The sequence below is a fragment of the Paraburkholderia sp. BL27I4N3 genome (assembly GCF_003386115.1).
Lineage (GTDB): Bacteria > Pseudomonadota > Gammaproteobacteria > Burkholderiales > Burkholderiaceae > Paraburkholderia.
The window spans coordinates 3,836,893-3,859,406 of record NZ_QREJ01000001.1; the positions used below are offsets into that span (position 1 = coordinate 3,836,893).

18 protein-coding genes are annotated in these 22,514 nt (G+C 63.0%); 5 read left to right on the forward strand and 13 right to left on the reverse strand.

Annotation, left to right across the window (positions count from 1 at the left end; all coding sequences use genetic code 11):
* Positions 1 to 20 precede the first annotated feature (20 nt).
* The 3 genes from B0G71_RS17300 to B0G71_RS17310 all read right to left on the reverse strand — a co-directional run bounded on the left by B0G71_RS17300 (position 21) and on the right by B0G71_RS17310 (position 2,857).
* The gene (locus B0G71_RS17300) at positions 21 to 407 is read right to left on the reverse strand and encodes a RidA family protein (protein ID WP_035562439.1); all 387 of its coding nucleotides are present in this window, start codon (positions 405 to 407) and stop codon (positions 21 to 23) included.
* Between the two features lie 74 nt (positions 408 to 481).
* The gene (locus B0G71_RS17305; protein WP_116142963.1) at positions 482 to 1,963 is read right to left on the reverse strand and encodes an amidohydrolase family protein; all 1,482 of its coding nucleotides are present in this window, start codon (positions 1,961 to 1,963) and stop codon (positions 482 to 484) included.
* 3 nt (positions 1,964 to 1,966) lie between these two features.
* Positions 1,967 to 2,857: a MurR/RpiR family transcriptional regulator gene (locus B0G71_RS17310; protein ID WP_106282034.1), complete on the reverse strand. Its 891-nt coding sequence runs from the start codon at positions 2,855 to 2,857 to the stop codon at positions 1,967 to 1,969.
* A gap of 146 nt (positions 2,858 to 3,003) precedes the next feature.
* On the opposite strand from B0G71_RS17310, the gene B0G71_RS17315 reads away from it, so the two are divergent.
* Positions 3,004 to 4,281, forward strand: coding sequence for an amino acid deaminase (locus B0G71_RS17315; protein WP_116142965.1), 1,278 nt, complete (start codon positions 3,004 to 3,006; stop codon positions 4,279 to 4,281).
* Positions 4,282 to 4,400: 119 nt separating this feature from the next.
* Here the strand turns inward: B0G71_RS17315 and B0G71_RS17320 are convergent, their stop codons facing one another.
* Together B0G71_RS17320 and B0G71_RS17325 are read right to left on the reverse strand one after the other, a co-directional pair.
* Positions 4,401 to 4,901, reverse strand: coding sequence for a MarR family winged helix-turn-helix transcriptional regulator (locus B0G71_RS17320; RefSeq protein WP_116142966.1), 501 nt, complete (start codon positions 4,899 to 4,901; stop codon positions 4,401 to 4,403).
* Between the two features lie 31 nt (positions 4,902 to 4,932).
* A complete protein-coding gene (locus tag B0G71_RS17325) occupies positions 4,933 to 6,528 on the reverse strand; it encodes an MDR family MFS transporter (RefSeq protein ID WP_116142968.1) in 1,596 nt (531 codons plus the stop codon).
* A gap of 139 nt (positions 6,529 to 6,667) precedes the next feature.
* On the opposite strand from B0G71_RS17325, the gene B0G71_RS17330 reads away from it, so the two are divergent.
* Positions 6,668 to 7,510, forward strand: coding sequence for an EcsC family protein (locus B0G71_RS17330; RefSeq protein ID WP_116142970.1), 843 nt, complete (start codon positions 6,668 to 6,670; stop codon positions 7,508 to 7,510).
* Here B0G71_RS17330 and B0G71_RS17335 read toward each other — a convergent pair.
* The 8 genes from B0G71_RS17335 to B0G71_RS17370 all read right to left on the reverse strand — a co-directional run bounded on the left by B0G71_RS17335 (position 7,480) and on the right by B0G71_RS17370 (position 18,939).
* On the reverse strand, positions 7,480 to 8,436 hold the full coding sequence (locus B0G71_RS17335; RefSeq protein ID WP_116142972.1) for an alpha/beta hydrolase: 957 nt from the start codon (positions 8,434 to 8,436) through the stop codon (positions 7,480 to 7,482). The genes B0G71_RS17330 and B0G71_RS17335 overlap by 31 nt on opposite strands.
* Before the next feature lie 117 nt (positions 8,437 to 8,553).
* Complete coding sequence (locus B0G71_RS17340) at positions 8,554 to 8,988, reverse strand: CHRD domain-containing protein (RefSeq protein WP_116142974.1); 435 nt, start codon at positions 8,986 to 8,988, stop codon at positions 8,554 to 8,556.
* Positions 8,989 to 9,491: 503 nt separating this feature from the next.
* Entirely contained in the window at positions 9,492 to 13,934 is a 4,443-nt protein-coding gene (locus B0G71_RS17345) for an ATP-binding protein (RefSeq protein WP_181916914.1), read from the reverse strand.
* Positions 13,935 to 13,987: 53 nt separating this feature from the next.
* Complete coding sequence (gene aqpZ / locus B0G71_RS17350) at positions 13,988 to 14,734, reverse strand: aquaporin Z (protein ID WP_116142978.1); 747 nt, start codon at positions 14,732 to 14,734, stop codon at positions 13,988 to 13,990.
* A gap of 256 nt (positions 14,735 to 14,990) precedes the next feature.
* Positions 14,991 to 15,635: a response regulator transcription factor gene (locus tag B0G71_RS17355; protein WP_116142980.1), complete on the reverse strand. Its 645-nt coding sequence runs from the start codon at positions 15,633 to 15,635 to the stop codon at positions 14,991 to 14,993.
* Between the two features lie 118 nt (positions 15,636 to 15,753).
* Entirely contained in the window at positions 15,754 to 16,443 is a 690-nt protein-coding gene (locus B0G71_RS17360; protein ID WP_116142982.1) for a response regulator transcription factor, read from the reverse strand.
* A 152-nt stretch (positions 16,444 to 16,595) separates the two neighbouring features.
* Positions 16,596 to 17,288, reverse strand: coding sequence for a response regulator transcription factor (locus B0G71_RS17365; protein WP_181916782.1), 693 nt, complete (start codon positions 17,286 to 17,288; stop codon positions 16,596 to 16,598).
* Between the two features lie 334 nt (positions 17,289 to 17,622).
* The gene (locus tag B0G71_RS17370) at positions 17,623 to 18,939 is read right to left on the reverse strand and encodes an MFS transporter (protein ID WP_116142984.1); all 1,317 of its coding nucleotides are present in this window, start codon (positions 18,937 to 18,939) and stop codon (positions 17,623 to 17,625) included.
* 95 nt (positions 18,940 to 19,034) lie between these two features.
* On the opposite strand from B0G71_RS17370, the gene B0G71_RS17375 reads away from it, so the two are divergent.
* From B0G71_RS17375 to B0G71_RS17385, 3 genes are all read left to right on the forward strand, one after another.
* Positions 19,035 to 19,922: a LysR family transcriptional regulator gene (locus B0G71_RS17375; protein ID WP_116142986.1), complete on the forward strand. Its 888-nt coding sequence runs from the start codon at positions 19,035 to 19,037 to the stop codon at positions 19,920 to 19,922.
* Positions 19,923 to 20,411: 489 nt separating this feature from the next.
* Positions 20,412 to 21,125, forward strand: a complete 714-nt coding sequence (locus B0G71_RS17380; RefSeq protein WP_106282060.1) for a c-type cytochrome — start codon at positions 20,412 to 20,414, stop codon at positions 21,123 to 21,125.
* Positions 21,122 to 22,498 (forward strand): cytochrome c, encoded by a 1,377-nt coding sequence (locus B0G71_RS17385; protein WP_116142988.1) that lies wholly within the window; start codon positions 21,122 to 21,124, stop codon positions 22,496 to 22,498. The genes B0G71_RS17380 and B0G71_RS17385 overlap by 4 nt, the downstream gene beginning before the upstream one ends.
* Positions 22,499 to 22,514 lie beyond the last annotated feature (16 nt).

Below are 22,514 nucleotides of genomic sequence, written 5' to 3' on the forward strand. Positions count from 1 at the left end.
GAACGATGACGACAAAGCGCTTAGGCCGCTGGCTTCTTATAAGCCACACAATCCACTTCGACGCGGCAATCAATCACCATCGAAGAAACGACACACGCACGTGCCGGCGGATTGTCGCCGAAGTACTCGCGGAACACCTTGTTGAACGACGCGAAGTCACGCGGATCGTCCAGCCACACGCCGCAGCGGACCACATCTTCCGCGCCGTAGCCGGCTTCCTTCAAAATCGCGAACACGTTCTGAATCGCCTTGTGCGATTGTTCGACGATGCCGCCGTTGATCACTTCGCCGTTCTCCATCGGCGTCTGTCCGGAGACGAACAGCCAGCCGTCCGCTTCGACCGCGCGTGCAAACGGCATATGCTGACCGCCCGTTCCCTTGCCGCCTTCAACACCATATCGCTTCATCACTACACTCCTTAAAAAGTCCGGCACGCGTTCGGCAGAAGCGCCGCGCGCGCCGCAATCAATCGGTTGAACAATCAGAACGCGCCGTGCGCGTCGCCCTTCGACGCCGCGCCGCGCGCCACGAAATGGCCGGCGCGCTCGCCCGTCACTTCACCATTGCGATACGTCAACACGCCGTTCACCCACACCGCGTCGATGCCGTCGGCGGCCTGTTGCGGGTTCTCGAACGTCGCCACGTCGCGCACCTTGGCCGGGTCGAACAAAACCAGATCGGCGTGGTAACCGATATGCACCTCGCCGCGCTGCGTGAGTCCATAGCGACGCGCCGACAAACTGGTCATCTTGCGCACCGCTTCTTCGAGCGGCAGCAAGCCCGCGTCGCGCGCGTAGTGGCCGAGCACGCGCGGAAATGCGCCCCACAAGCGTGGATGCGGCAGCGGATCGTTCGGCAATCCATCCGAGCCGACCATGGTCGCGGGATGCGAGAGGATGCGCCGCACGTCGTCTTCCGACATGTTGTGATACACAGCGCCCGCCGGTTGCAAGCGCTTGCCCGCTTCCTGCTGCGAGACGCCCCACTCCGCCGCAATCTCCTTCACGAGCTTGCCCGCCATCTCCGGATGCGGCTCGGACCACGTAACCGTGATGTCGATATCGCCCGTGATCTGCTTCACATCGAGCGTCGACGAACTGCGGTTGTACGGATAGCAATCGCAACCGATCGGCTGCAGCCGGCTCGCGCCTTCGAGCGACTTCAGCACTTCTTCGCTGCGTCCCCAGTTCGACGGACCCGCGCACTTCAGATGCGAAATCACCACCGGCACGTGTGCGTGACGGCCCACGCGATACGCCTCGTCCATGGCATCGAGAATCGCGTCGAATTCGGTGCGCATGTGCGTGGTGTACAACGCGCCGGCTGCGGCGAGCGGTTCGGCCAATGCCATCACTTCTTCGGTCGGCGCTGAGAACGCCGAGCCGTACGCGAGCCCTGAGCTCAGACCCAGTGCGCCATTGGCCAATGCTTCTTCAAGCTGCGCGCGCATGCCGTCGATTTCCTGCGGCGTCGCCGCGCGGTCGAGCCGGTCCATCTGGTTGCTGCGCAACGCCGTATGCCCGATCAGGGCGCCGACATTCACCGCGGGCCGCGCCGCGTTCACCGCTTCGACATAAGTGGCGAAGGTCGGATACTGGAATGCGTCGCGCTCGCCGAGCAGGTTCATCGGATCGGGCGGATCGCCCTTCAGCGCAACCGGCGACGCGCTGATGCCGCAATTGCCGACGATCACCGTCGTCACGCCTTGCGTGATCTTCGGCAGCATTTGCGGCGAGCGGATCACGTGCGTGTCGTCGTGCGTGTGAACGTCGATGAAACCCGGCGCCAACGCGCGGCCATCGGCCTCGATCACTTCTTCGGCGAGCCAGTTCGACAGGTTGCCGATCGCGACGATGCGGCCGTCGCGAACCGCGACATCGCGTTCGACAGGCGGCGCGCCCGTGCCGTCATACAGTTGCGCGCCGACGATCAGCGTATCAGCGGCTTCGGGATGCGAGTGCATGGATCAGTCTCCTAACGGTTGTCGATCGCCGCCGCCGCGGTGCGTGTCGAGTGCGTGCTTCATGCGGCGCAGCAATTCGCGGCTCTCGTCACCCTGACTGACGGCAAGTTCGGTGACGAGCACATCGAGCGCCATCATCATCGCGTAACGCGACGACGACGGCTTGTAAATGAAGTCGGTCTCAAAAGCGACGATCGGGATCACCCAATCGGCCAGGCGCGCGAGCGGCGAAGCGGGCGCGGTCAGCGCAATCACCGTCGCGCCATAACTGCGCGCGATCTTGCAATTCTCGACCATCTCGGGCACGCGCCCGGTAGTAGAAAGCGCGATCACCACGCATTCGCGCGACACGGTGCTGGCGACCATGCGTTGCAGCAAGCCGTCCTGATAGGTCGCGACAGGCCGGCCCAGGCGCACGAGCCGGAAGCGCATTTCGTCGGCGAGCGCGGTCGAGCCGCCGCCCATGCCGAACACGTAGATCATGCGCGCGCCGCGCAGAGCAGCCGCCGCGTCGCCAAGCGGCGCCTGGCGCAGCAATTGATGGTTATGCGCCAGCGCGGTCTGCAATTCGTCGAACACGCGAGTCGCGATCGGCTCGGGCGCGTCGCTCGGGCCGCCGGGCTGCAGGAAGCGCTGACCGACGGCGGCCGCCTGCGCAAGCCGCAGTTTGAGTTCGCGGACATCGCGGCAACCCACGGCTTTGGCGAAGCGCGTCACGGTCGCGACGCTCACCTCCGCCCGCTGCGCGAGCGCACCGATGCTGGCGCGCGAAGCGCCCGTCAGGTCGTCGAGAATCAGCGCGGCGACCTTGCGTTCGGCCGAGCGCAGTTCCGGCGCGCATTCGGCAATGCGCGCGACGATGTCGAAAGCCAGCGGTTCGGCGGTTAGATTCATTGCGGACTGTGGGTGGCCGCGCGAAGGCCTGTAACGCGCCCGCGGCGAACCGTGGTACTAAATAACATTTCTCCATCCATCGTACTTTCGGTAACATGGTAAAGTCAACTTTGATTCAATTTAACTGGACGATGGAGCAAGGAGACATGAAAGTTACAAACTATCAGGGCGCAACGATTGATCCTTATAGCAAGGGCTTGGGCATGGTTCCGGGCACCAGCATCCAACTCACGGATGCCACGCGCCTCGAGTGGAACCTGCTGAACGAAGACGTGAGCCTGCCGGCCGCCGTGCTTTATGCGGACCGCGTGGAACACAACCTCAAGTGGATGCAGGCATTCGTCGCGGAATACGGCGTCAAGCTCGCACCGCACGGCAAGACGACCATGGCGCCGCAGCTATTCCGCCGTCAGCTCGAAAACGGCGCGTGGGGCATCACGCTCGCCACCGCGCATCAGGTGCGCGCGGCTTATCACGGCGGTGTGTCGCGTGTTCTCATGGCCAACCAGCTGGTCGGCCGTCACAACATGATGATGGTCGCAGAGTTGCTGAGCGATCCGGATTTCGAATTCTTCTGCCTCGTCGATTCAGTGGAAGGCGTCGAACAGTTGGGTGAGTTTTTCAAGTCGGTGAACAAGCAGTTGCAGGTGCTGCTCGAACTCGGCGTGCCGGGCGGCCGCACGGGCGTGCGCGACGTGGCGCAGCGCAATGCGGTGCTGGAGGCGATTGCACGCTATCCGGACACGCTGAAGCTCGCCGGCGTCGAGTTGTATGAAGGCGTACTCAAGGAAGAACATGAAGTGCGCGAGTTCCTGCAAAGCGCGGTCGCGGTTACACGCGAACTCGTCGAGCGGGGCCGGTTTGCGCGTACGCCGGCCGTGTTGTCAGGCGCAGGTTCGGCCTGGTACGACGTGGTCGCGGAAGAATTCGTGAAGGCCTCTGAGACCGGCAAGGTCGAGGTCGTGCTGCGTCCAGGTTGTTATCTGACGCACGACGTCGGCATTTATCGCAAGGCGCAGACGGAAATCTTCGCGCGTAATCCGGTCGCGAAGAAAATGGGCGAAGGGTTGCTGCCGGCGCTGCAACTGTGGGCGTATGTGCAGTCGATTCCTGAACCGGATCGCGCGATCATCGGTCTCGGCAAGCGCGATTCCGCATTCGATGCGGGCATGCCGGAACCGGCGCGCCACTATCGTCCGGGCAACGAAGCGCCACGCGATATCGCGGCGAGCGAAGGCTGGGAGATTTTTGGCTTGATGGATCAGCACGCGTATCTGCGGATTCCGGCAGGGGCTGACCTGAAAGTAGGCGACATGATCGCGTTCGACATCTCGCACCCGTGTCTGACGTTCGACAAGTGGCGTCAGGTACTGGTGGTCGATCCGGCGTATCGCGTGAAGGAAGTGATCGAAACGTTTTTCTGATTGGCTTCACGAAGGGCGCTTTCTCGGGAAGCGAGGCGCGCCTTTCGTGGTGTTGCGGAACGCGTGATTTTGTTCGCCTCGCGCCGCCGCACTGACCGGGTTCAGCCGCGTCCAGCAAATCAGGCTTGGCGCGGCGCTTCATCGCCCGCTGTCGGGCGGGTTTGCTCGGCAGCCTCGGCTGCGCCAGCGGCAGCCGCCACTTCGCCGATTCTCGCCTCGAGCATCTTCAACGCACCGGACAGCGCGTTCAGCGCCTCGTCCGGCAGCACGGCGATGGTGTCGTGCAGAAACGCGTTGCGACGCGGCAAGCTGGCTTCGGTCGCCGAATGTCCCGCCTCCGTCAACCGCACGTTGGTCACGCGGTTATCGCGCGCATCCATGCTGCGAGCAATCCAGCCCAAACCTTCCAGCGTTTTCAACTGCCGTGTCAACGCGCCCGGATCGACGCGCAAGCGCTCCACCAGCCGCTTCTGCGACGACTCGCCGGACTGCTCGTGCAGCGCGAGCAGAATGCGCCAGCGCGGCAACGGATGGCCGACATGCGCCTCGAAAGCCGACATGAACGCCCGATATGTGCGGCCGAATTGCTGCATGACGGCGACGCGGTCCTGTTCTTCCATGATCTATCAGTAAAACGGTAAGTCTAAAAAATCAGTCCGCGTGAATCACGGGCTCGAGCTTGCGCTGGAGTTTGATCGGCGGCACGCGGCGGCTTTGCCAGACCGACACCACCGCAATAATGGCCGCCATGGCGAGCCCCAGATGAATCGCCGACACGAGCGCTTCGCGCGCGCTCTCGAGCAGCATCGCGCCGTTATGGCCCGCGTGCGCCAACTGGTCGAGCAAAGTAGTTTGCGCGTCCCGATTGATGAGGATTTGCGGATCGCCGAGGTCCGCGAACCATTGCGACGCGTTATCGTTCTCCAACGTATTGCGCACACCGCTCGCGTACATATGGCTGACCAGTGTGCCGGTCAGCGCCGTGCCGATCATGCCGCCGATCATCCGCAGCGACTGCAACAGCGCCGTCGCGATACCGAGGTGTTCGCGGCCCGCCGTCTGCTGCGCGAAAATCGTCAGGTTCGGCATGACGAAACCGAGTCCCAAGCCGCCGACGATCATGAACGACATCAGAAGCCACTGCGGCATGGCGCGTGTCGCGACGACCACGCCCAGACATGCCAGTGCGAGCAGTGCAAAGCCGATATAGAGCATCAGATTCGGGTTGCGCACCCGTGAGACGATGCGCCCGTTGGCAATACTGCCGATCGTGATGAACACGACCAGCGGTGTGATGACGAGACCCGCTTCTTTCGGCGACATGCCGAAGCCGCCCTGAAACAGCAACGGCGCGTAGAACAGCAGCGAGAACATCGAAAAGCCGCCCAACACGGCGAGCGTGAAGAGCGCGGCGAGACTACGGTTGCGGAACATGTCGACCGGCAGGATCGCCGTCGGGCAGCGCTTTTCCCACTGCCACAACGCGTAAGCCGACGCGACGCTCAGCGCGAGCAACGCGGCCGCGCCCAAGGTCACGCCATGCTTCGGCAGCAATTCGACGAATAGTTGCAGCGAACCGAGTGCCACGGCGATCAGCACGGCGCCGGGCCAGTCGAGCCGCATCTTGCCTTCGTGTTCAACATGACGCAGATGCGGCAGGAAGCGCCAGACAAAAAACAGCGAGAGGAGACCGACCGGCAGATTCACGTAGAAAACCGAGCGCCAGCCGTAATACTGCGTGAGGAACCCGCCGAGCGACGGCCCCACCGCATTCGCGATGCCGAACGCCGAACTCATCAGCACCTGCCAGCGCAGGCGCACGACCGAGTCGGGAAACAGATCGGGAATACAGGCGAACGCGGTACCGACCAGCATGCCGCCGCCGATGCCTTGCAGGCCGCGCGCAAGCACGAGGAACAGCATGTTGTTGGCCGCGCCGCACAGCACGGAAGCGCCCGTGAACACGACGATCGACGCAATCACGAACGGCTTGCGTCCGTAGTAATCGCCGAGCCGGCCGAAAATCGGCACGGTAATCACCGAGGTCAGCAGATACGACGTGGCAACCCACGCGTACAGCTCGAAACCCTTGAGTTCGGCGACGATGGTGGGAAGCGCTGTGCCGACCACAGTCTGGTCGAGTGCGACCAGCATCGTGACGAAGGAGATGCCGAGCATCGCCAGAAGCGACTCACGGAACGGTAAAACTTGCCCACTCGAGTGGTGGGCCGCGGTATGGACAGCCATTTTTGATAGCGCAACAGTTGACACGTCAAACGATTGGGAATCATACCACGCTGCGACGCTCTAAGCGGGACAGGCTGCTGGCTTTGCCGCGCCGACAATCGACTGAAGAAAGGAAAATCACATGACGCCAGGGAGGCACATGGAGCCGAGTTCGCTCGCAACACAATCGTTATCGGATGACGACCTGAAGGCGCTGCGCCACGCAAAACACGAACTGGAGAGCCCCGCTCTGGCGATGAAGCTGGCGAGCATCGTCGGCGCGCCGCTGGAAAAACTGCTCGCGCGCATGCCGGCGTTCGCCAACGAAAAAGTCACCGACGCGACGGAACTGGCGCTACGCAAGTGCCTGTCGATCGCGCTGCGCACGCTGGGGACACGGGACGGCGCGACTGCGTTGGCGGTGCCCGACAAGCCGAGCAACTTGCTGCACAAGTTTGCCGTGGCGACCACCGGCGCGGCCGGCGGCGCATTCGGACTGTTCGCGCTGCCCGTCGAACTGCCCGTCACGACCACGCTGATGTTCCGCTCGATCTGCGATATCGCGCGCAGCGAGGGCGAGGATCTGACGGCGATCGACACGCAGTTGCAATGTCTGACGGTGCTCGGCATGGGCGGCACGTCAAAAGCCGACGACGACGCCGACTTCGGCTACTTCATCATGCGCGGCGCGCTTGCGCAGGCGGTGTCGAAAGCGTCATCCGAAATCGCCACGAAGGGCTTCACCGCGCACGGTTCCGCGGCCTTGTTGCGCCTGCTCAACACGATCGCCGCGCGTTTCTCCGTGCAGGTCAGCGAACAGATCGCCGCAAAGTCGATTCCGGCGATCGGCGCGGTGCTCGGCGCGATGGTCAATACGGTGTTCATCGACCACTTCCAGCAAGTCGCGCACGGTCACTTCACCGTGCGTCGGCTGGAACGGCACTACGGCCAGGCGACGGTCGAGGCCGCCTATCAGACGATCGACATCGCGCTCGACGGCTGAGCCGCGCGGTTCGTCACGCGCCGCACGAAGGCGGCGGCGCGGTCGAGCGCGCGATTTCCCTCAGGGATGAACGGCGCGAAGATCGGCCAGACGTGCGGCATCTTGTTCCACACTTCGAGTTCGCAGTCGACGCCCGCCGCGCGCGCGTTGTCGGCCACGCGTTGCGAGTCGTCGAGCAAGACTTCAGTGCTGCCTGCCATGATGAAGAGCGGCGGCAAGCCATGCAGGTCCGCATAGACGGGAGACGCGTAGGGATGCGTGGGCGGCGTGTCGCCAAGATAGAGCTTCCCCGCCCGGGCGATCGCGGAGCCGCTGAACATGGGATCGAGACCGTCGTTGGTGCGAATGCTAACGCCGGTCGCGGCGAGATCGGTCCAGGGCGAGAACAGCAGGCCGCCTGCCGGCACGGGATCGCCCGCATCGCGCAGCGCCACCAGCGCGGCAAGCGCAAGACCGCCGCCCGCCGAATCGCCCGCGATGACGATCGACTCGGGCGCGACGCCGTCGGCGATCAACTGACGGTAGGCTGCGGTCGCGTCATCGAGCGCCGCCGGGAAGCGGTGCTCGGGCGCAAGACGGTAGTCGAGGGAAAAAACTGGTGAGTCGGCGCGCGCCGCCAGACCGAACACGATCGACCGATGGGTACGCGGCGAACAGAAGTAATAGCCGCCGCCGTGGCAATACAGAACGGTCGGCCCGGCGTTCGTTGCTAGCGCACGGCCGGCGCGCTCGATCCACTCGCCGCGCAACGGCGAATCGTCCGCGCCGTACAGCTCACGCAGACGCCAGCCGCCCGGCACCCGCGGCGACCAGACGCGCTTGGCGCTCAGCGCGCGCGCTCGTTCGACATTGATGCGTGGCTTGAGGGTTTCCGGTCGAAACTGCCTGCGCAAATACCAGCACGCGAGTGCGCTTTGCCAACTCATCGGGACACGCTCCTTCGATTGTGTCCTGTCATGTTACGTGCGTTCGCGGCTGCGTCGGTGGATGGCGGCTTCTAATCTTAAAAACGCCGGAGCCGCCGGATCAGGCTTTCCGCTCGCCTAGTTCGCCGGCAAAACCTGCCCGCGAATTTCGCCCATCGGGTTCTGCGCGGTATGAACGTTGAAGTACCACTGGCCCGCCATCAGATCCGTCACCTGCTGTTCGGTCAGCGCCGCCGAGCCTTTGATCGGGCTGGCGAGCGCGCCCTTGTCGATCGGCACCTGAACCTTGGCGTTCTGGCCCACCGGCGCGGGTCCGTGGAAATGCGCGGCGGTTGCTGGGCCGCTCAAGCCTTCATAGCTGACGGTCCATCGCAGGGATTTCGTCGACGTGTCGAAGGTGGCGTCCAGCATACCGTGCCCGTGGCTCACGCGAGGCGGCACCTCGCTCGAAGGCTCGAGATCCGCCTTCAGTGCCACCGTATCCGCGAAGGCGACACCCGACGCCAACGCCCACAACACCACTGCAAGATTCACTTTTCGAAGCGCAGTCATGGTCTTCTCCGGACTTGAAGCCCCGCCGCACCGACACTCGGCCGCGCGCGAAGCCACCACATACTAGTGCAAATCCGCCGAATCTGTTTGTGGTGGGGCGCGCGCGGCCGTTGCGTGGTTTTTTCGGTCACTTTCGTTCAGTGCACCTGCTTTCAGGCGCGCTGGAATGCGTGGCGAGTTTGTAGGTGTCCGTAGTGATTCCCTGGGCGTTTCAGGCGCACCGACGTGCCTGAGATATCGCTCAGGGCGCGTCCCGGCGACGTTTTAATCGATTTACTCAAACAGTTAATTGCGGATTTTGTAATGAATGAACCGCAACATCCCGGTTATGCTTCTGCTTGCGAGAAGTGACTCCTTCATCGAGGGAAGTCTCCAAATCTTTAACGCGGCTTCGGCCGCGTTTTTTTTTCGTCTGTTGGTCTGGTTGTCTGGTTGGCCAATTTGTCACGCTCTCGTCCGCAGAGGCGCGCTCGCTTCGACGCGCACACATGCGTGGAGCGTACTTATACGAGCAAGGCGGCCTGCTGTTCGATCCCGTCCAGCATGGCATTGCACTTGTCGATTAACAACATCCCGTCGTCGCGCACACGTTCCGGCGGTTTGATGGTGATTTCGCGGCGATAATCTTCGAGTGCGGTGAGCAGCGGCGGATATTGCAGGACGCTCGCCGCCCCCGCCACGCGATGAAGCCATTCGCGTACTCTTTCCAGCTCGATATGCTCGGACTCCACGCGCTCGAGCAACGGCGACAACGACTGCACGTCCTCCCGCACGGACGACACGAACGAGTCGAGTAAAGCCTTGACCGTCGACTCGCTGCCCCACAGTTGTGTCATGTGCCCGAGGTCGACCGGCACGAACGGTCCCGCGCCGCCACGCACATCCGGCACGGCAACCGCCGGCGTGCTGACGGCCTCCGAAGGCGCGGCTTGCCACGCGCTGTCAGTGCCGAACCAGCGGCTCAGATAATCACGCAGCGTGGCGAGCCGGGTCGGCTTCACGAGGCTATCGTCCATGCCCGCGTCGCGGCACAGATTCAGGTCTTCGGGCGCGGTGTTCGCGGTGATACCCAGAATGGGCAGGCGATACGCGCCGCCCTGCTCACTTTCACGAATACGGCGAGTGAGTTCGTAACCGGAGACGTTCGGCATGTGGCAATCCGTGATCAGACAGCCGTATCTCGTATGCTCCAGTGCGGCGAGCGCCTCGGCGCCGTCGTTCGCCACGTCGCAGGCAAAACCGAGCAACGCGAGCTGATGACGGATCAACTCCTGATTGACCGGATGATCTTCTGCGACGAGGATCAGCCGGCCACTGGCAATGGCCCGCTCACGATCTGGGGGCGAAGCGCCGCTTTCCGGCGTACGCGGCATGCCTGCCGACCGCGGCGCCACCGACGGCAGGCCCGTCATCGCAGCGGCACAGGCGGCGCCAAGGCCGCGCCATGAAATGGGATTGACGCTGACGCGCACGTTGTCGTCGAGAATGCGGTAGCCCGTCGGCTTGGGCTTCTCGGTCAGACTGATGACGCGCGTGCGCGGCCTGATCTCCGCCGGCAAGGTCACATCTTCACTCACGAACAGTAGATCGGTTTCGGCGAGTGCGGCGCGATCGCGCAGTTCCGGCGCATCAGGCGGGACGCGGCGCAACTCGAGTCCGAGCGCCTCGCCAAAGTGCATCAGGGCCTGCGCGACGCGCGCCTCGCCGGTTGCCACGATTCCGCGTTTGCCGCGCAAGCCGTTGACCGAATAGCGCTGCGTCTCGATAGGCATGGCGAGCCGCACGGTCATGCGCGTGCCGCTACCCGGTTCGCTGCGCAACTTGAGCGAGCCGTTCATGAGGTCGATCAGCTTGCGACAGATCGTCAAGCCGAGGCCCGTGCCACCGAAACGGCGTGTGGTAGACGATTCCGCCTGCACGAACGGCTCGAACAATTTGGCCTGCACCTCGGGCGCGATGCCGATCCCGGTGTCCTCTACGATCATTTCGAGCGTCTGAATGCCGTCGTCTTGCGCGACGACCGACACGCACACGTCGACCTCGCCCTGCGGCGTAAATTTGATCGCATTGCCTAGCAGGTTAAAGAGAATCTGTCGCAACCGGACGCTGTCGCCGCGCAGTGTGGCGGCGACGTCCGATCCGATATCCACGCGCACTTTCAGGCCCTTTTCATGGGCGCGGCCAGCCAACAGACCGACAGCGTTGTCCACCAGTTCACGTATATCGATGGCTTCGGCCTCGATGGTCAGCCGCCCCGCTTCGATTTTCGAATAGTCCAGCAGGTCGTCGAGGATCTGTAGCAGCGCGCCGGCCGACTCGTGGATCATGCCCAGCATTTCGCCCTGGTCTGTATTGAGCGGCGTGCGCTCCAGCACTTCCACGAGACCGAGCACGCCATTCATCGGCGTGCGGATTTCATGGCTCATCATGGCAAAGAAGTCGTCTTTGGCGCGCGAGGCCGCTTCGGCAAGATCGCGCGCTCGCGCAAGCTCGTCGGAGCGCGCGTGCTCCATGCTGGCATCCACCCAGTAACCGCTCCACACAACGCTTCCGTCCGATTCGCGGCGCGGCACCAGCTCGGCTCGCGCCCATTTGACGTCCTCGTCGCCGGCGAAACGAAACTCCATGTTCACGGGCGTTTCGCAGTGCGCCGAGCGTTCGAGTTCAGCCAGCACGAACGCCCTATCCTCCTCGCACACGCGCTGGAAATCGACGTGATCGCTGCTGCTCTGCGAACCGTCTCGCACGCCCAGCAGATGACGCGTGTCTCCGCCGATATACGGAAACGAATACGTGCCGTCCGCGGTGCGGCGCAGTTGAAATACCACCGCCGGTAGTGAGCGCGTCACGTCGAAGAGGCGCCGTTCGGTCTCGCGCGCACGCATTTCGGCGCGCCGGATGTCGGTGATATCGACCATCGTGCCGAGCACGCAAGCCGGTTGACCGTCACTGCGGCGACAGATACGGGTCCAGAAAAGCCCATGCCGCACGTTGCCCGCGTCGCGCTCGAACTGCAACTCCACCTGCGCAGTCTCGCCGCCGTTCAGCATTTCGCGGGTCATCTCGTCCAGGATGCGGCTGTTGGCCTCGCCCCACGTTTGCACCTCCAGGGTGGTTCGTCCGACGATCGCCTCGCGGCCCAATCCGCAAGCTTGCTCATAGGCTTCGTTGACTGCGATATAGCGGCCATCGAGATCCTTGGCGACGAGCGGATAGGGTACCGTCTTCATTAAGGTTTCCTGGAAATTCAGTTGCAGTTCCAGTTCCCGCTCCGTTGTCTTGCGCAACCTGACTTCGCGCTGCAGCAACAGATAGGCACGCAGGGTGATCAGCAGCACGACGCAGACGCCGATCAGCACCGGCAGCAGACGCACCGCGGTCACGCTCCACGTGCCGGCCCCCGGTGCATTGCCGGTGACCCACTTCTGCCGGATGCGTTGCTTTTGCGCGGGCGGCATCGCCAGCAGCGCACGGTCGATCAGCCCGGCGAGTGGGCTCAGGTCCGGGCGCACGGCGAAGTCGAGCGCGTCGGAATCGCCAACCGTGCCGAGGATCTTGAGGACACCGCTGTACCGTTGCTTGAGCAGGATATCGGCGGCGGCCACGTTGCCCACCAGAACGTCCGCCTCGCCGGACTCAACCATCTTGAGGGCGTCGTCGAGACTGGGCGCAACTACCACGTGGTCCTGCGGAATTCGCTGGAATGGGAGCGTAACCGACCCGCCGACATGCGACGAAACGACGATGCGGCGTGACGCAAAATCGTTCAGCGAGCGAGCCGCCGGTTCGTCCTCTCGCCCGATGAGCACCAGCGGATAGTGCTCGTACGCACTGGTGTGCCGCGCCTTCGAAAGGCGGGGATCGTGACTCGAAGCAGTGGCGAGGATCGCAAGTTCGCCGCGCTGAAATGATTCGATCGCAGCGGGCCAGTCAGCCGTGTCGGCGCGATTGAACACGACGCCGAGCGTGCGACTAAGATACGTCAGATAGTCGGCGGCAATGCCCGCGGGCCGGCCAGAACCGTTGACGTAACTGAAGGGCGCCCAATTGTTATCGAAACCGACCTGCAACGGCGGCAGCGAACTAAGCCACGCCTGCTCTTGCGGCGTCAGCGCGAGACTTGGCACGGTGGGCAAAGGCTTCGCGTCGAAGTTGCCGGATAGCCAGCGCGCGCGGATAGCCGCGTCGTCGGCCGGGTTCATCGACGCGAGCGCCTGATCAAGTTTGTCCCGCAATGCAGTCTGGTTCCGCGGCACCGCGAAGCGCAAATTGGCGGTTTTGGCGTTCTCCTCGAACGCCACTCGCAAGCCACGAAACTCGTCGGTGGACAATGCATATTGCACGGCGGTAGTGAAGCCGAGATAAACGTCCGCGTCGCCCTGGATCACGGCGGCGAGTGCCTCGCGCGTCACGGAAAACGTGACGATCTGGGCGCGTGGGAAGCGCTCGCGTGTCACACGCTCGAGCGCAAAGCCTTTTTCTATTGCGATGCGCGCTCCCGCTAACTGGGCGGAATTCGCATAACTGTTACTGTCCCGGCGCACCACGACCGACGAGGACGAACGGAAATAAGGCGCGGTAAAACTCAGGCACCGCTCGCGCTCAGGTGTGCGGGCAAGGCTCATCATCAAATCGACATGTCCGGCGCAGGCGGCCGCGAGCAATTGCGTCAGGTCCGGAAAGACCTTGGCTTCGATGACCACGTTCGGCCCGACAACGGCGCGCAGATAGTCGACGCTCATGCCGGTGAGTTGACCGTCTTGCATCGCGTCGAACGGCAGCCAACTGTTAGCGAGAACGCCGACGGTTAGTTTCGCGGGAAAGTTGGCGACAACCTGAGCGTTCGAGCGATTGTCGAACGATTGGGCAACGGCTGTTGTTTGCGCGGCGACGACAAGGAGCCAAGCGAACAGACACAGCGAGAGGCGTCCAAGCAAACGCCTCATTGCAACGCCCGACACGAAATTGACGGCGGACACGATGATGGCACCGGCGACACTCAGGCGACTTCGCCGCGCCCGTCGGCGAGCGTAGCGGCAGCGTCGTCAGCCTTGCCGTGCAGAAACGAGAACAGCGCCCCGGCCATGACACCGCCCGACAGAGGCGCAGCCCAGAACAGCCAAAGCTGGTCCAGCGCCCAGTCGCCGACGAACAACGCCTGGGACGTGGAGCGCGCGGGATTGACCGAGCCGTTGGTAACCGGAATCGACACCAGATAGACCAGCACCAGGCAAACGCCGACGACCAGCGGCGCGATCGGCGCCATGTCTCGCCTGTGGGCGACCAACAGGCTTGCCGTGACAAAACCGAAGGCCAGCACGAACTCGATGGCCAGCGCCGAATGCATCTGATAGTCGGCGGGAGAATGGTCGCCGAAGCCGTTTGCCGCGAACTCGCTCACGCCCAGATCGAACCCGGGACGCCCGCCCGCCACGTAAAGCAGTAGCGCGGCGGCAACGATCGCACCGAGAATTTGCGACGCGATGTAGGGGAGCAGATCCCTGACCGGAAAACGTTGCGCGACCGTGAAACCTACGGTGACAGCGGGATTGAAATGACCGCCGGACACGGCGCCGAAGCAATAGGTGGCTGTAGCGAGGGCGAGGCCGAATGCCAGTGCCACTTCCAGCACGCCGCACGCCTGCTGGATCACACCGACGTTCAATACGATGCTGCCGCAACCGACGAACACCAGCCACGCCGTTCCGACAACCTCGACCAACAACCGCTTACCTAATGCATCCATGCCGCCTCCTGGTTCTGTCCGCCAGGCAGACGGCATTGCACGATTGCCGCCACAAATCTGCCTGTATTCTCACGGCCCGGGCATCGCTCAGCTTGACGAAACGACTGCTTTCATCAGGAGAGCACGGAATAAAGCCGTAGTGAATTCAGAACTATGAGACGGCAACCTCCCGCAACCAATCAGAACACTCCTAAATTCCTGGTTATCCAAAATCACTTGCCGACGGCGCAGTGCAATATGCTCGCCAGATATCAGCTCAGGTCAATCCGATCTGCCGCGCGTAGTCGATCAGGTCGGCCTCCGTTTCCAGCCCGAGCTTGCGCATGGCACTGCGTTTTTGCGTACTGATGGTCTTGCCGCTGCGCTGCAGCCGCACCGCGATTTCATGGACGGCAAGACCTTGCACATAAAGCTGGAATACTTCCCACTCGCGTGCGCTCAGCATGCCGGCGCGTAGTTGCGGCGGCGCGTCGGCCGCGTCGATCGCGACCCGCACGTGTTCCGACAGATAGATGTGCCCGGCAAAAGCGGCCTCGATCGCGTCGATCAATGCTGTGACGGTCTCGCGTTTATCGACGATTCCGCTCACGCCGATATGCAACAGCCCGGACAGCATATGTGCGTGGCAGATCATGGTAAGGACCACGACGCATGGATGCGACTGGCCCCGCAGCAAGCGGCGCAGAAACGACACCGCGTTGCTGCCGCCATGAATGCCCGGCATGCTGATATCGGAAACGACGACGTCGCACGCGCGGGCGTCTAGCAATTCCGCCAGTTCGTGCGTATCGGCCGCTTCGCCGACACATTCGATGTTCGGCGCGGCTTGCAACACGCGCTTGACGCCGACGCGAACGCAGTCGTGATCGTCTGCGATGATGACACGGATCTTCTGTCTCATTTTCTGTTGTCTTATCGACTGACATGCCCTGCACACGGTGTGCTTCCCCAGGCGATGCCAATGCATCTTCTATTCGCCGCGCGACGGCGCGACACATCACTGACTTATCAGCGGCTCATCACCGCTTCGACATGGGTTCCTCAGGGATCACACCGTACTCGACGGCAAAACGAAACAGTTCCGCGTCGCTGCGCAGAGCCAGCTTGCGCATGGCAGTGCACTTCTGCGCGCTGATCGTTTTGACGCTGCGCTCCAAACGCGCGGCGATCTCAGTGACGCCGTAACCTGACGCATATTGAGTGAACACTTCGAGTTCGCGGCGCGAGAGAATCTTCCGAACATAATCTAGCCGCTGGGTCACCGTTGCGTCGGCGATCAATGCACGCACCGCAGGCCCGACATAGCGCTCGCGCGCCAGCGCGGTGATGACGGCCACGTGAATCAGGTCGATCCGGTCGCGCTTGCTCATGAGTCCCTCGACGCCGAGCGAAATCACCTTCTGAAGTTCGGCCGCCTCGGTTTCCATGGTGAGTACGACGAGCGCGATGCCCGGGTACCGTGTCTTGAACTGTCTGACGACTTCCAGTCCGTCGCCATCCGCGCCGCCGGGCATGTAGAGATCCATGAGCACCAGATCGCATGAACAGCGATCGATTTCCGCGAAGAGTTCAGTGGCGTCGGCTGCACGGCCGACGATCTCCATATTCGGATAGCCGTTCATCAGGTTTTCGATCGCCAGCAGCACCAATGGATGATCGTCCGCGATGATCGCGCGAACGGGTGTGCTTACCTCAGCGGTGTCGCGCATCTTCTATTTCTCCTCCGTCCTAAGTTGACTGCTGCCTCTCCACGAACAAGACGGCTCTTCTCGCGATCATTAAATACTTCTTCGAGAATAACCATAAGATCGCTCCGAAACAACCTCGGTTAATTCGAAAAATAAATTACTTAGATATGCGATTAAAAATTAAGAATTCCATAGGCGCGCACGTAAGAGAAAAGACCGGGATCATTGGTGACTCCCAGTTTCGCCATGGCCTCGCGCTTTTGCCGAGTGACCGTGCGCCGATCACAGCCGAGCGCGGTCGCAATCTCAGAGATCGACTGGCCGCTTACCAGCAGCCTGACGACTTCGACCTGTTTGCCCGTTAAACGCGGCGTTGGCGGTGGTTCGCATTCGGGATCGTGTGGACGGGCTAGCGCTTCAATGATGGAACGGCCGAGGTACGCGTGACCATCTCGAGCCACCATGATCGCCTGCCGGAGCTCGTCCATCGACTCAGCTTTGCCGACCATGCTCACGGCGCCGTCCGACACGATGGCGCGAAGAATCGCGGGGTTTGTCAGAGTTGTCATCACCACGACGCGCAATTGCGGCCAGCCACCGCGGATTCGTCTCACGAGATTGAAGCCGTCGTTCACGGCGAACGAAACATCCGGCATCGAGAGATCGGTGACGAGCACATCGCAGGGCGTGCTCCGCAGGCGTTCGATCAGCGAAACAGGATTCGTCGCCTGATCGACGACGGTGACGCCGGCCTCCATTTCCAACGCGGCACGGACGCCAAGGAGAACGAATGGATGATCGTCCGCCAGGATAATTCGAATATTCACCAGGATTTTCTCTCGTTTGTTGTAGGAGTGAATGCGCATACGCAGAAAAATCCGAACGACTCTACGTCTGCCTTAACGGCCGGCTTGGCAACGCACAGCGCGCCAAGGCAGCCATAAAATCACCGCCCAAACATTACGAAAATCGGAGCGCTCCGAATCCTGCACAGAAACTAATAACCCATCGCGGATCTATCAGAAGAAGAAAATCTAAATACGCAAAATGAATAATTCGTCTTTTTGAGCCGCGCATTTTCGGCGGAACTTGGCGACTCGATCATTCGCCGCGGAATTCCGATGCACCGTCTGACCCAAACCGCTTGAGGAACCCGCCGCGCCCGCCCTTCGCATGGCCAACAACCGGCGCCGCGGCTCGTCAGGTTGCGTCGCAAGCGCGCGCCGTCCTCACTTTGGTTTCTCGTGCCGCGCGCGGGAACACGGGCAACGCGATCAGCGCGCATACACTGGTCACCGCCCATACCATCGGCCACGAACCTATCGACAACAGCGGCGGAATCGCCAGCGGCGTCAGGAACAGCGCAAGAAACACACAGGTGTTGCCGATCGCGAGCGCGGTGCCCGCACGGCTCGTCCCAGCCAGCGTGGCGAGTTCCGTGAACGCCACGCCGTGCCATGCCGACGCGCTCACGCCGCCCAGCACGACCATCACTGCGAACACGGCCGTCATCGTCGTGTGATTCATGCGGGCGAGACCCGTCAGCAGCGCGAGCGAAGCGAACAGCACCGCCGTCAGCAGACTACAGGCGCGCATGTAGCCGCGCCGGTTGCCGCGCCGGTCGGTCCAGCCGCCGCTCCAGACCCGCGCGATCGCAGCACCCGTTTGCACCGCGACCATCGTCACGCTGATCGCCAGCACGCCGGCGCGGCTGAAATCGTGGAGAAACACAGTGCCGAACGTCACCACGGCGAGTTGCGGCACGCACAACGCGCCGGCGCCGAGCGCCACGCGCCAGATGCCGATGTCGCGCAATGGCGAGACCCTGGCGGGCACACCGTTCGCCGCGGCCGTGTCGCGGACTTCACGGGCACCATCCGCTCCGGTATGAGAAGGTTCATGCAACCAGCGCCACGCGAACCCCGCCGTGATCGCGCAGGCGAGCGCCAGCACGCCATAGGCGCTCGCGAAACCGAAGCGCGACGCGAGCACCGGCAGCAGCAATGCGCCGACGCCGCCGCCCGCTGGCACCGCGGTCTGGCGAATACTCATGGCCAGGCCGCGCTCGCCCTCGCGAAACCACGCCATCACCGCGCGGCCGCTCGAACCGTTGACACTGCCGCCGAACAGTCCGACCAGCAACAGGCCGAGCGCGAGCGCCATCACGCCTGGCACGTGCGCACCAGACGGCACGACGAACAGCGCCAGGCCAGCCAACGCGGCCGCGGTCGAAAGCAGTCCGAGCAGCAGGACGCGCCGGTCGCCCCAGCGGTCGGTCAAGAGCCCCCACGGCAATTCGCTGACCGCGATGCCGAGGCCGAGCATGCCGAGCACGAGGCCCAGCCCCTCGTTGCCGAGGTGGTAACCCGAGCGCAAGAAAACCGCTGTCGTCGGAATCCCCGAGAACGCAGCCGAAAAGCTCGCGTTCGCGGCGAAGCCGACACCCAGCACTTTCCACCGATGACTTGCCGTCAGCCCGCCGGATAACCCTAAGCCCGCAATTGTTTCGCTCCCCATGACACCCTCCGCAAAGAATCTGGGGGTATCCTACGGCTGGGCTTTCCATCGGAAAAGCCGGAAATTCAGATGACCTCCATCGGATATGCCGAATCATGAGCCAACGTGGATTTGACCTGACGCAGTTGCGGACCTTTGTCGCCGTCGCCGAATCGGGCAGCGTTTCGGCCGGCGCGGAGCGGGTCTTCCTGTCGCAGTCCTCCGTGAGCGAGCAGTTGAAGAAACTCGAGGAGCGCGCCGGCCAGCCGCTGTTCGTGCGCAGCAAGCAGGGCGTGAGCGCCACGCCGGCCGGCAGCCGGCTGCTCGACCACGCGCGGCGCATCATCGCCATGAGCGAAGCCGCGTTCGAAGACCTGCAAGGCCGCTCGCTCGACGGCGAACTGCGTATCGCCATCACGGACTACTACCGCCCGCACGACATCGCGCGCATTCTCAAAACGTTCTCGGAACAGCACCCGCGCCTGAAGCTGCACGTCACCGTGCAGCCGAGCGCGGTGATCGACAGCAATGCGGGCGACGATGCGTCGTTCGACATCGGACTCTCACTGCGGCTCGTGGCGGACAACACGCGCGCCGCGGGCCGGCGCGCCGGCGCGCAAAGCACGGTTGTGCGGCGCGAGAAACTGCTGTGGGTCAGCGCGGCCGATTCAGGTCCGCGGCCGGCCACGCCCTATTCACTCGTATTGCTGCCGTCGAGCTGCCAGTTGCAGCGCTTCGTCGTGAAGCTGCTGGACGAGCACAAGGTGCCGTACGTGGTGTCGCACTCCGCATCGGGCGTGTCCGGTTTGCAACTCGCGCTGAAGGCCGGGCTCGGCATTTCCTGCCTGAACGAATCGTCGATTGGCGGCGGCGTCGTGGCATGTCCGGCGAGCGTGGGCTTGCCCGCATTGCCCGCCGTCGAGTTTCATCTGTTGCCTGGGCGAATAGGCGAAAGCGAACTCGTCAGCAATGCTCGCGCGGCCTTGAAGGCACTTTTCAGTTGACTCATGGATGATGGGCTCACGCCGTCTCGCAGACGCTCGTGCCTCATCATCAAACAATCACATTCACGCGATAACGTCGGCGGACGAGGCGAACCGCGCGGGAAATGTTGAAAGCCCTCTAATCGACGCCTATCATGATCAGGTATCCCGTCGAACGAGCTTGTGTTTGCTATTGACGCGTCGACCGAAATCCTGCAACCTCATACACGCTGCTGAACGTTTCAAGCGTTAATTCCCGCAGCCCGAAAGCCGCCACCCACCGGCGCATTCAGGCAGATCGTTGTTTATATAAAGCAATCGCATCGCCGTAGCGAATCATCACTCGCCGTCCAGAACAAGTCCGTTTCGATTCGCTGTTCTTGCAGTCGCTATACAAGAAAAATATCGGCAGAGTGGACATAGATCATCTGTCGGCTTCGCATGCGAATCCACGTGCGAATGCGCGAGAGATAATCGAGAACAAAGAACGTTCCCCAATCGAGGCCTGGCGTGCATCGTCGAACTATCGGATCGTCGGTTCTGTTTGCGCTTTACGTCATGTGGAGCGGCGTGGCATTCGCCGCCGACGCGTCCGGCGCCATGCCATCGGCCATGGACGAGCGTGTGCGTGCCTGCACCTCGTGTCATGGCGTGCAGGGCCAAGGCCTGAACAACGATTACTTTCCGCGCATTGCCGGCAAACCGGCCGACTATCTGTTCAATCAGTTGACCGCGTTCCGCGACGGCGGCCGCACCTATCCGCCAATGGGCTATCTGCTCGCGTTCCTGCCCGACGACTACCTTCGCAAGATCAGCCAGTATTTCGCCGATCTGCAGCCGCCCTACCCCAATGCCGATCAAAGCAACGTTGCGCCTGCCGTGCTCGCCGCCGGACGGCGCCTCGTCACGCAGGGCGATCCGGCCCGCAAGATACCGGCATGCATTGCGTGCCATGGCGCGCGCATGACCGGCACGCAACCTGGTATTCCCGGCTTGCTCGGTCTGCACGCGAGTTATATCGCCGGACAGATGGGCACCTGGCGCTCGGGCACGCGGCACGCGTTGGCGCCGGACTGCATGCATTCGATCGCGGTCAAGCTGACCGACAAAGACATCACCGCGGTATCGAGCTGGCTTGCGCGCCAGCCGCGTCCGGCCGATCCGCGGCCCGCACCGGCGTCCGCGGAACGGCTGCCTCTCGCCTGCGGGAGCCAACCGCAATGAAGCCGACCTTCCGCTCTCCGGGCACTTTGCGCGCCGCTTTGATTGCCGTGATGAAGCGCCGTGGCGCGCCCGCATCGCTCGTGTCCGGTCTGCTGGTCGGCGGCCTGATCGTGGCCGGTAGCGCCGCGCTTCTGCGTGCGTCGCCTACGCCCCTGCTGATCGCCGAAGCCCGCGCCGCCGAGACCGCCACGGCATCCGCGCCGGGCGCCGACACGCGCCCCGACATCGTCAAACGCGGCGAGTATCTCGCGCGCGCCGGCGACTGCGTCGCCTGTCACACGGCGCCGCGCGGCAAACTGTTCGCCGGCGGCCTCGCGATGGAAACGCCGTTCGGCACGCTGTATTCGCCGAACATCACGCCGGACGCCCAGTTCGGCATCGGCACGTGGAGTCAGGACGCCTTCTTCAAGATGATGCGCACCGGCCGCACGCCGGACGGCACGCTGATCTACCCGGCCATGCCGATCGCGCAGTACACCAAGGTGACGCGTGAAGACTCGGACGCGATCTTCGCGTTTCTGAAGACGGTCACCCCGGTCCGCGAACCGAACCGCAAGCACACGCTGCGCTTCCCGTTCAACCAGCGCAAGCTGCTCTATGGCTGGCGTACGCTGTATTTCCGCGAGGGCGAGTTCCAGCCCGATCCGACCAGATCGGTCGAATGGAACCGCGGCGCGTATCTGGTCGAAGGGCTCGGGCACTGCACGATGTGCCACACCAAGATCAACATGCTCGGCGGATCGTCGCAAAGCGAGCAGTTCGCGGGTGGACTGATTCCGGTGCAGAACTGGTACGCGCCGTCGCTGACCTCGGACAAGGACGGCGGCCTCGGCGACTGGAGCATCAAGGACATCGTCGATCTGCTGCAAGCGGGCATTTCCGATCGCGGCGCCGTGTACGGGCCAATGGCCGAAGTCACCTACCACAGCCTTCAGTACATGACCGAAGAAGACGTCAAGGCGATGGCCGTTTATCTGAAGACCTTGCCGGACAAGAGCGGCCGCAAGTCGGGGCCGTCGGCGCCTACCAATACCAACGTGTTCGCGCTCGGCGAAAAGATCTATGCCGACAAGTGCGCGCTCTGCCACGGCGCGAAAGGCGAAGGGAAACTGCAGCATTACCCGCCGCTCGCCGGCAACCAGTCGATCGAAATGGACTCCGCGGTCAATCCGATCCGCATTGTGCTGAACGGTGGATTCCCGCCAGGCACCATGCGCAATCCGGAACCGTACGGCATGCCGCCTTTCGGGCAGGAACTGAACGACACCGACGCCGCCGCCGTGGTCACCTATATCCGCACTGCGTGGGGCAATCACGGCCAGCCCGTGACGTCCCGCCAGGTCAACGAGTTGCGCAACGCGCCGCTGCATTGATGCGCTGCATTGGAGA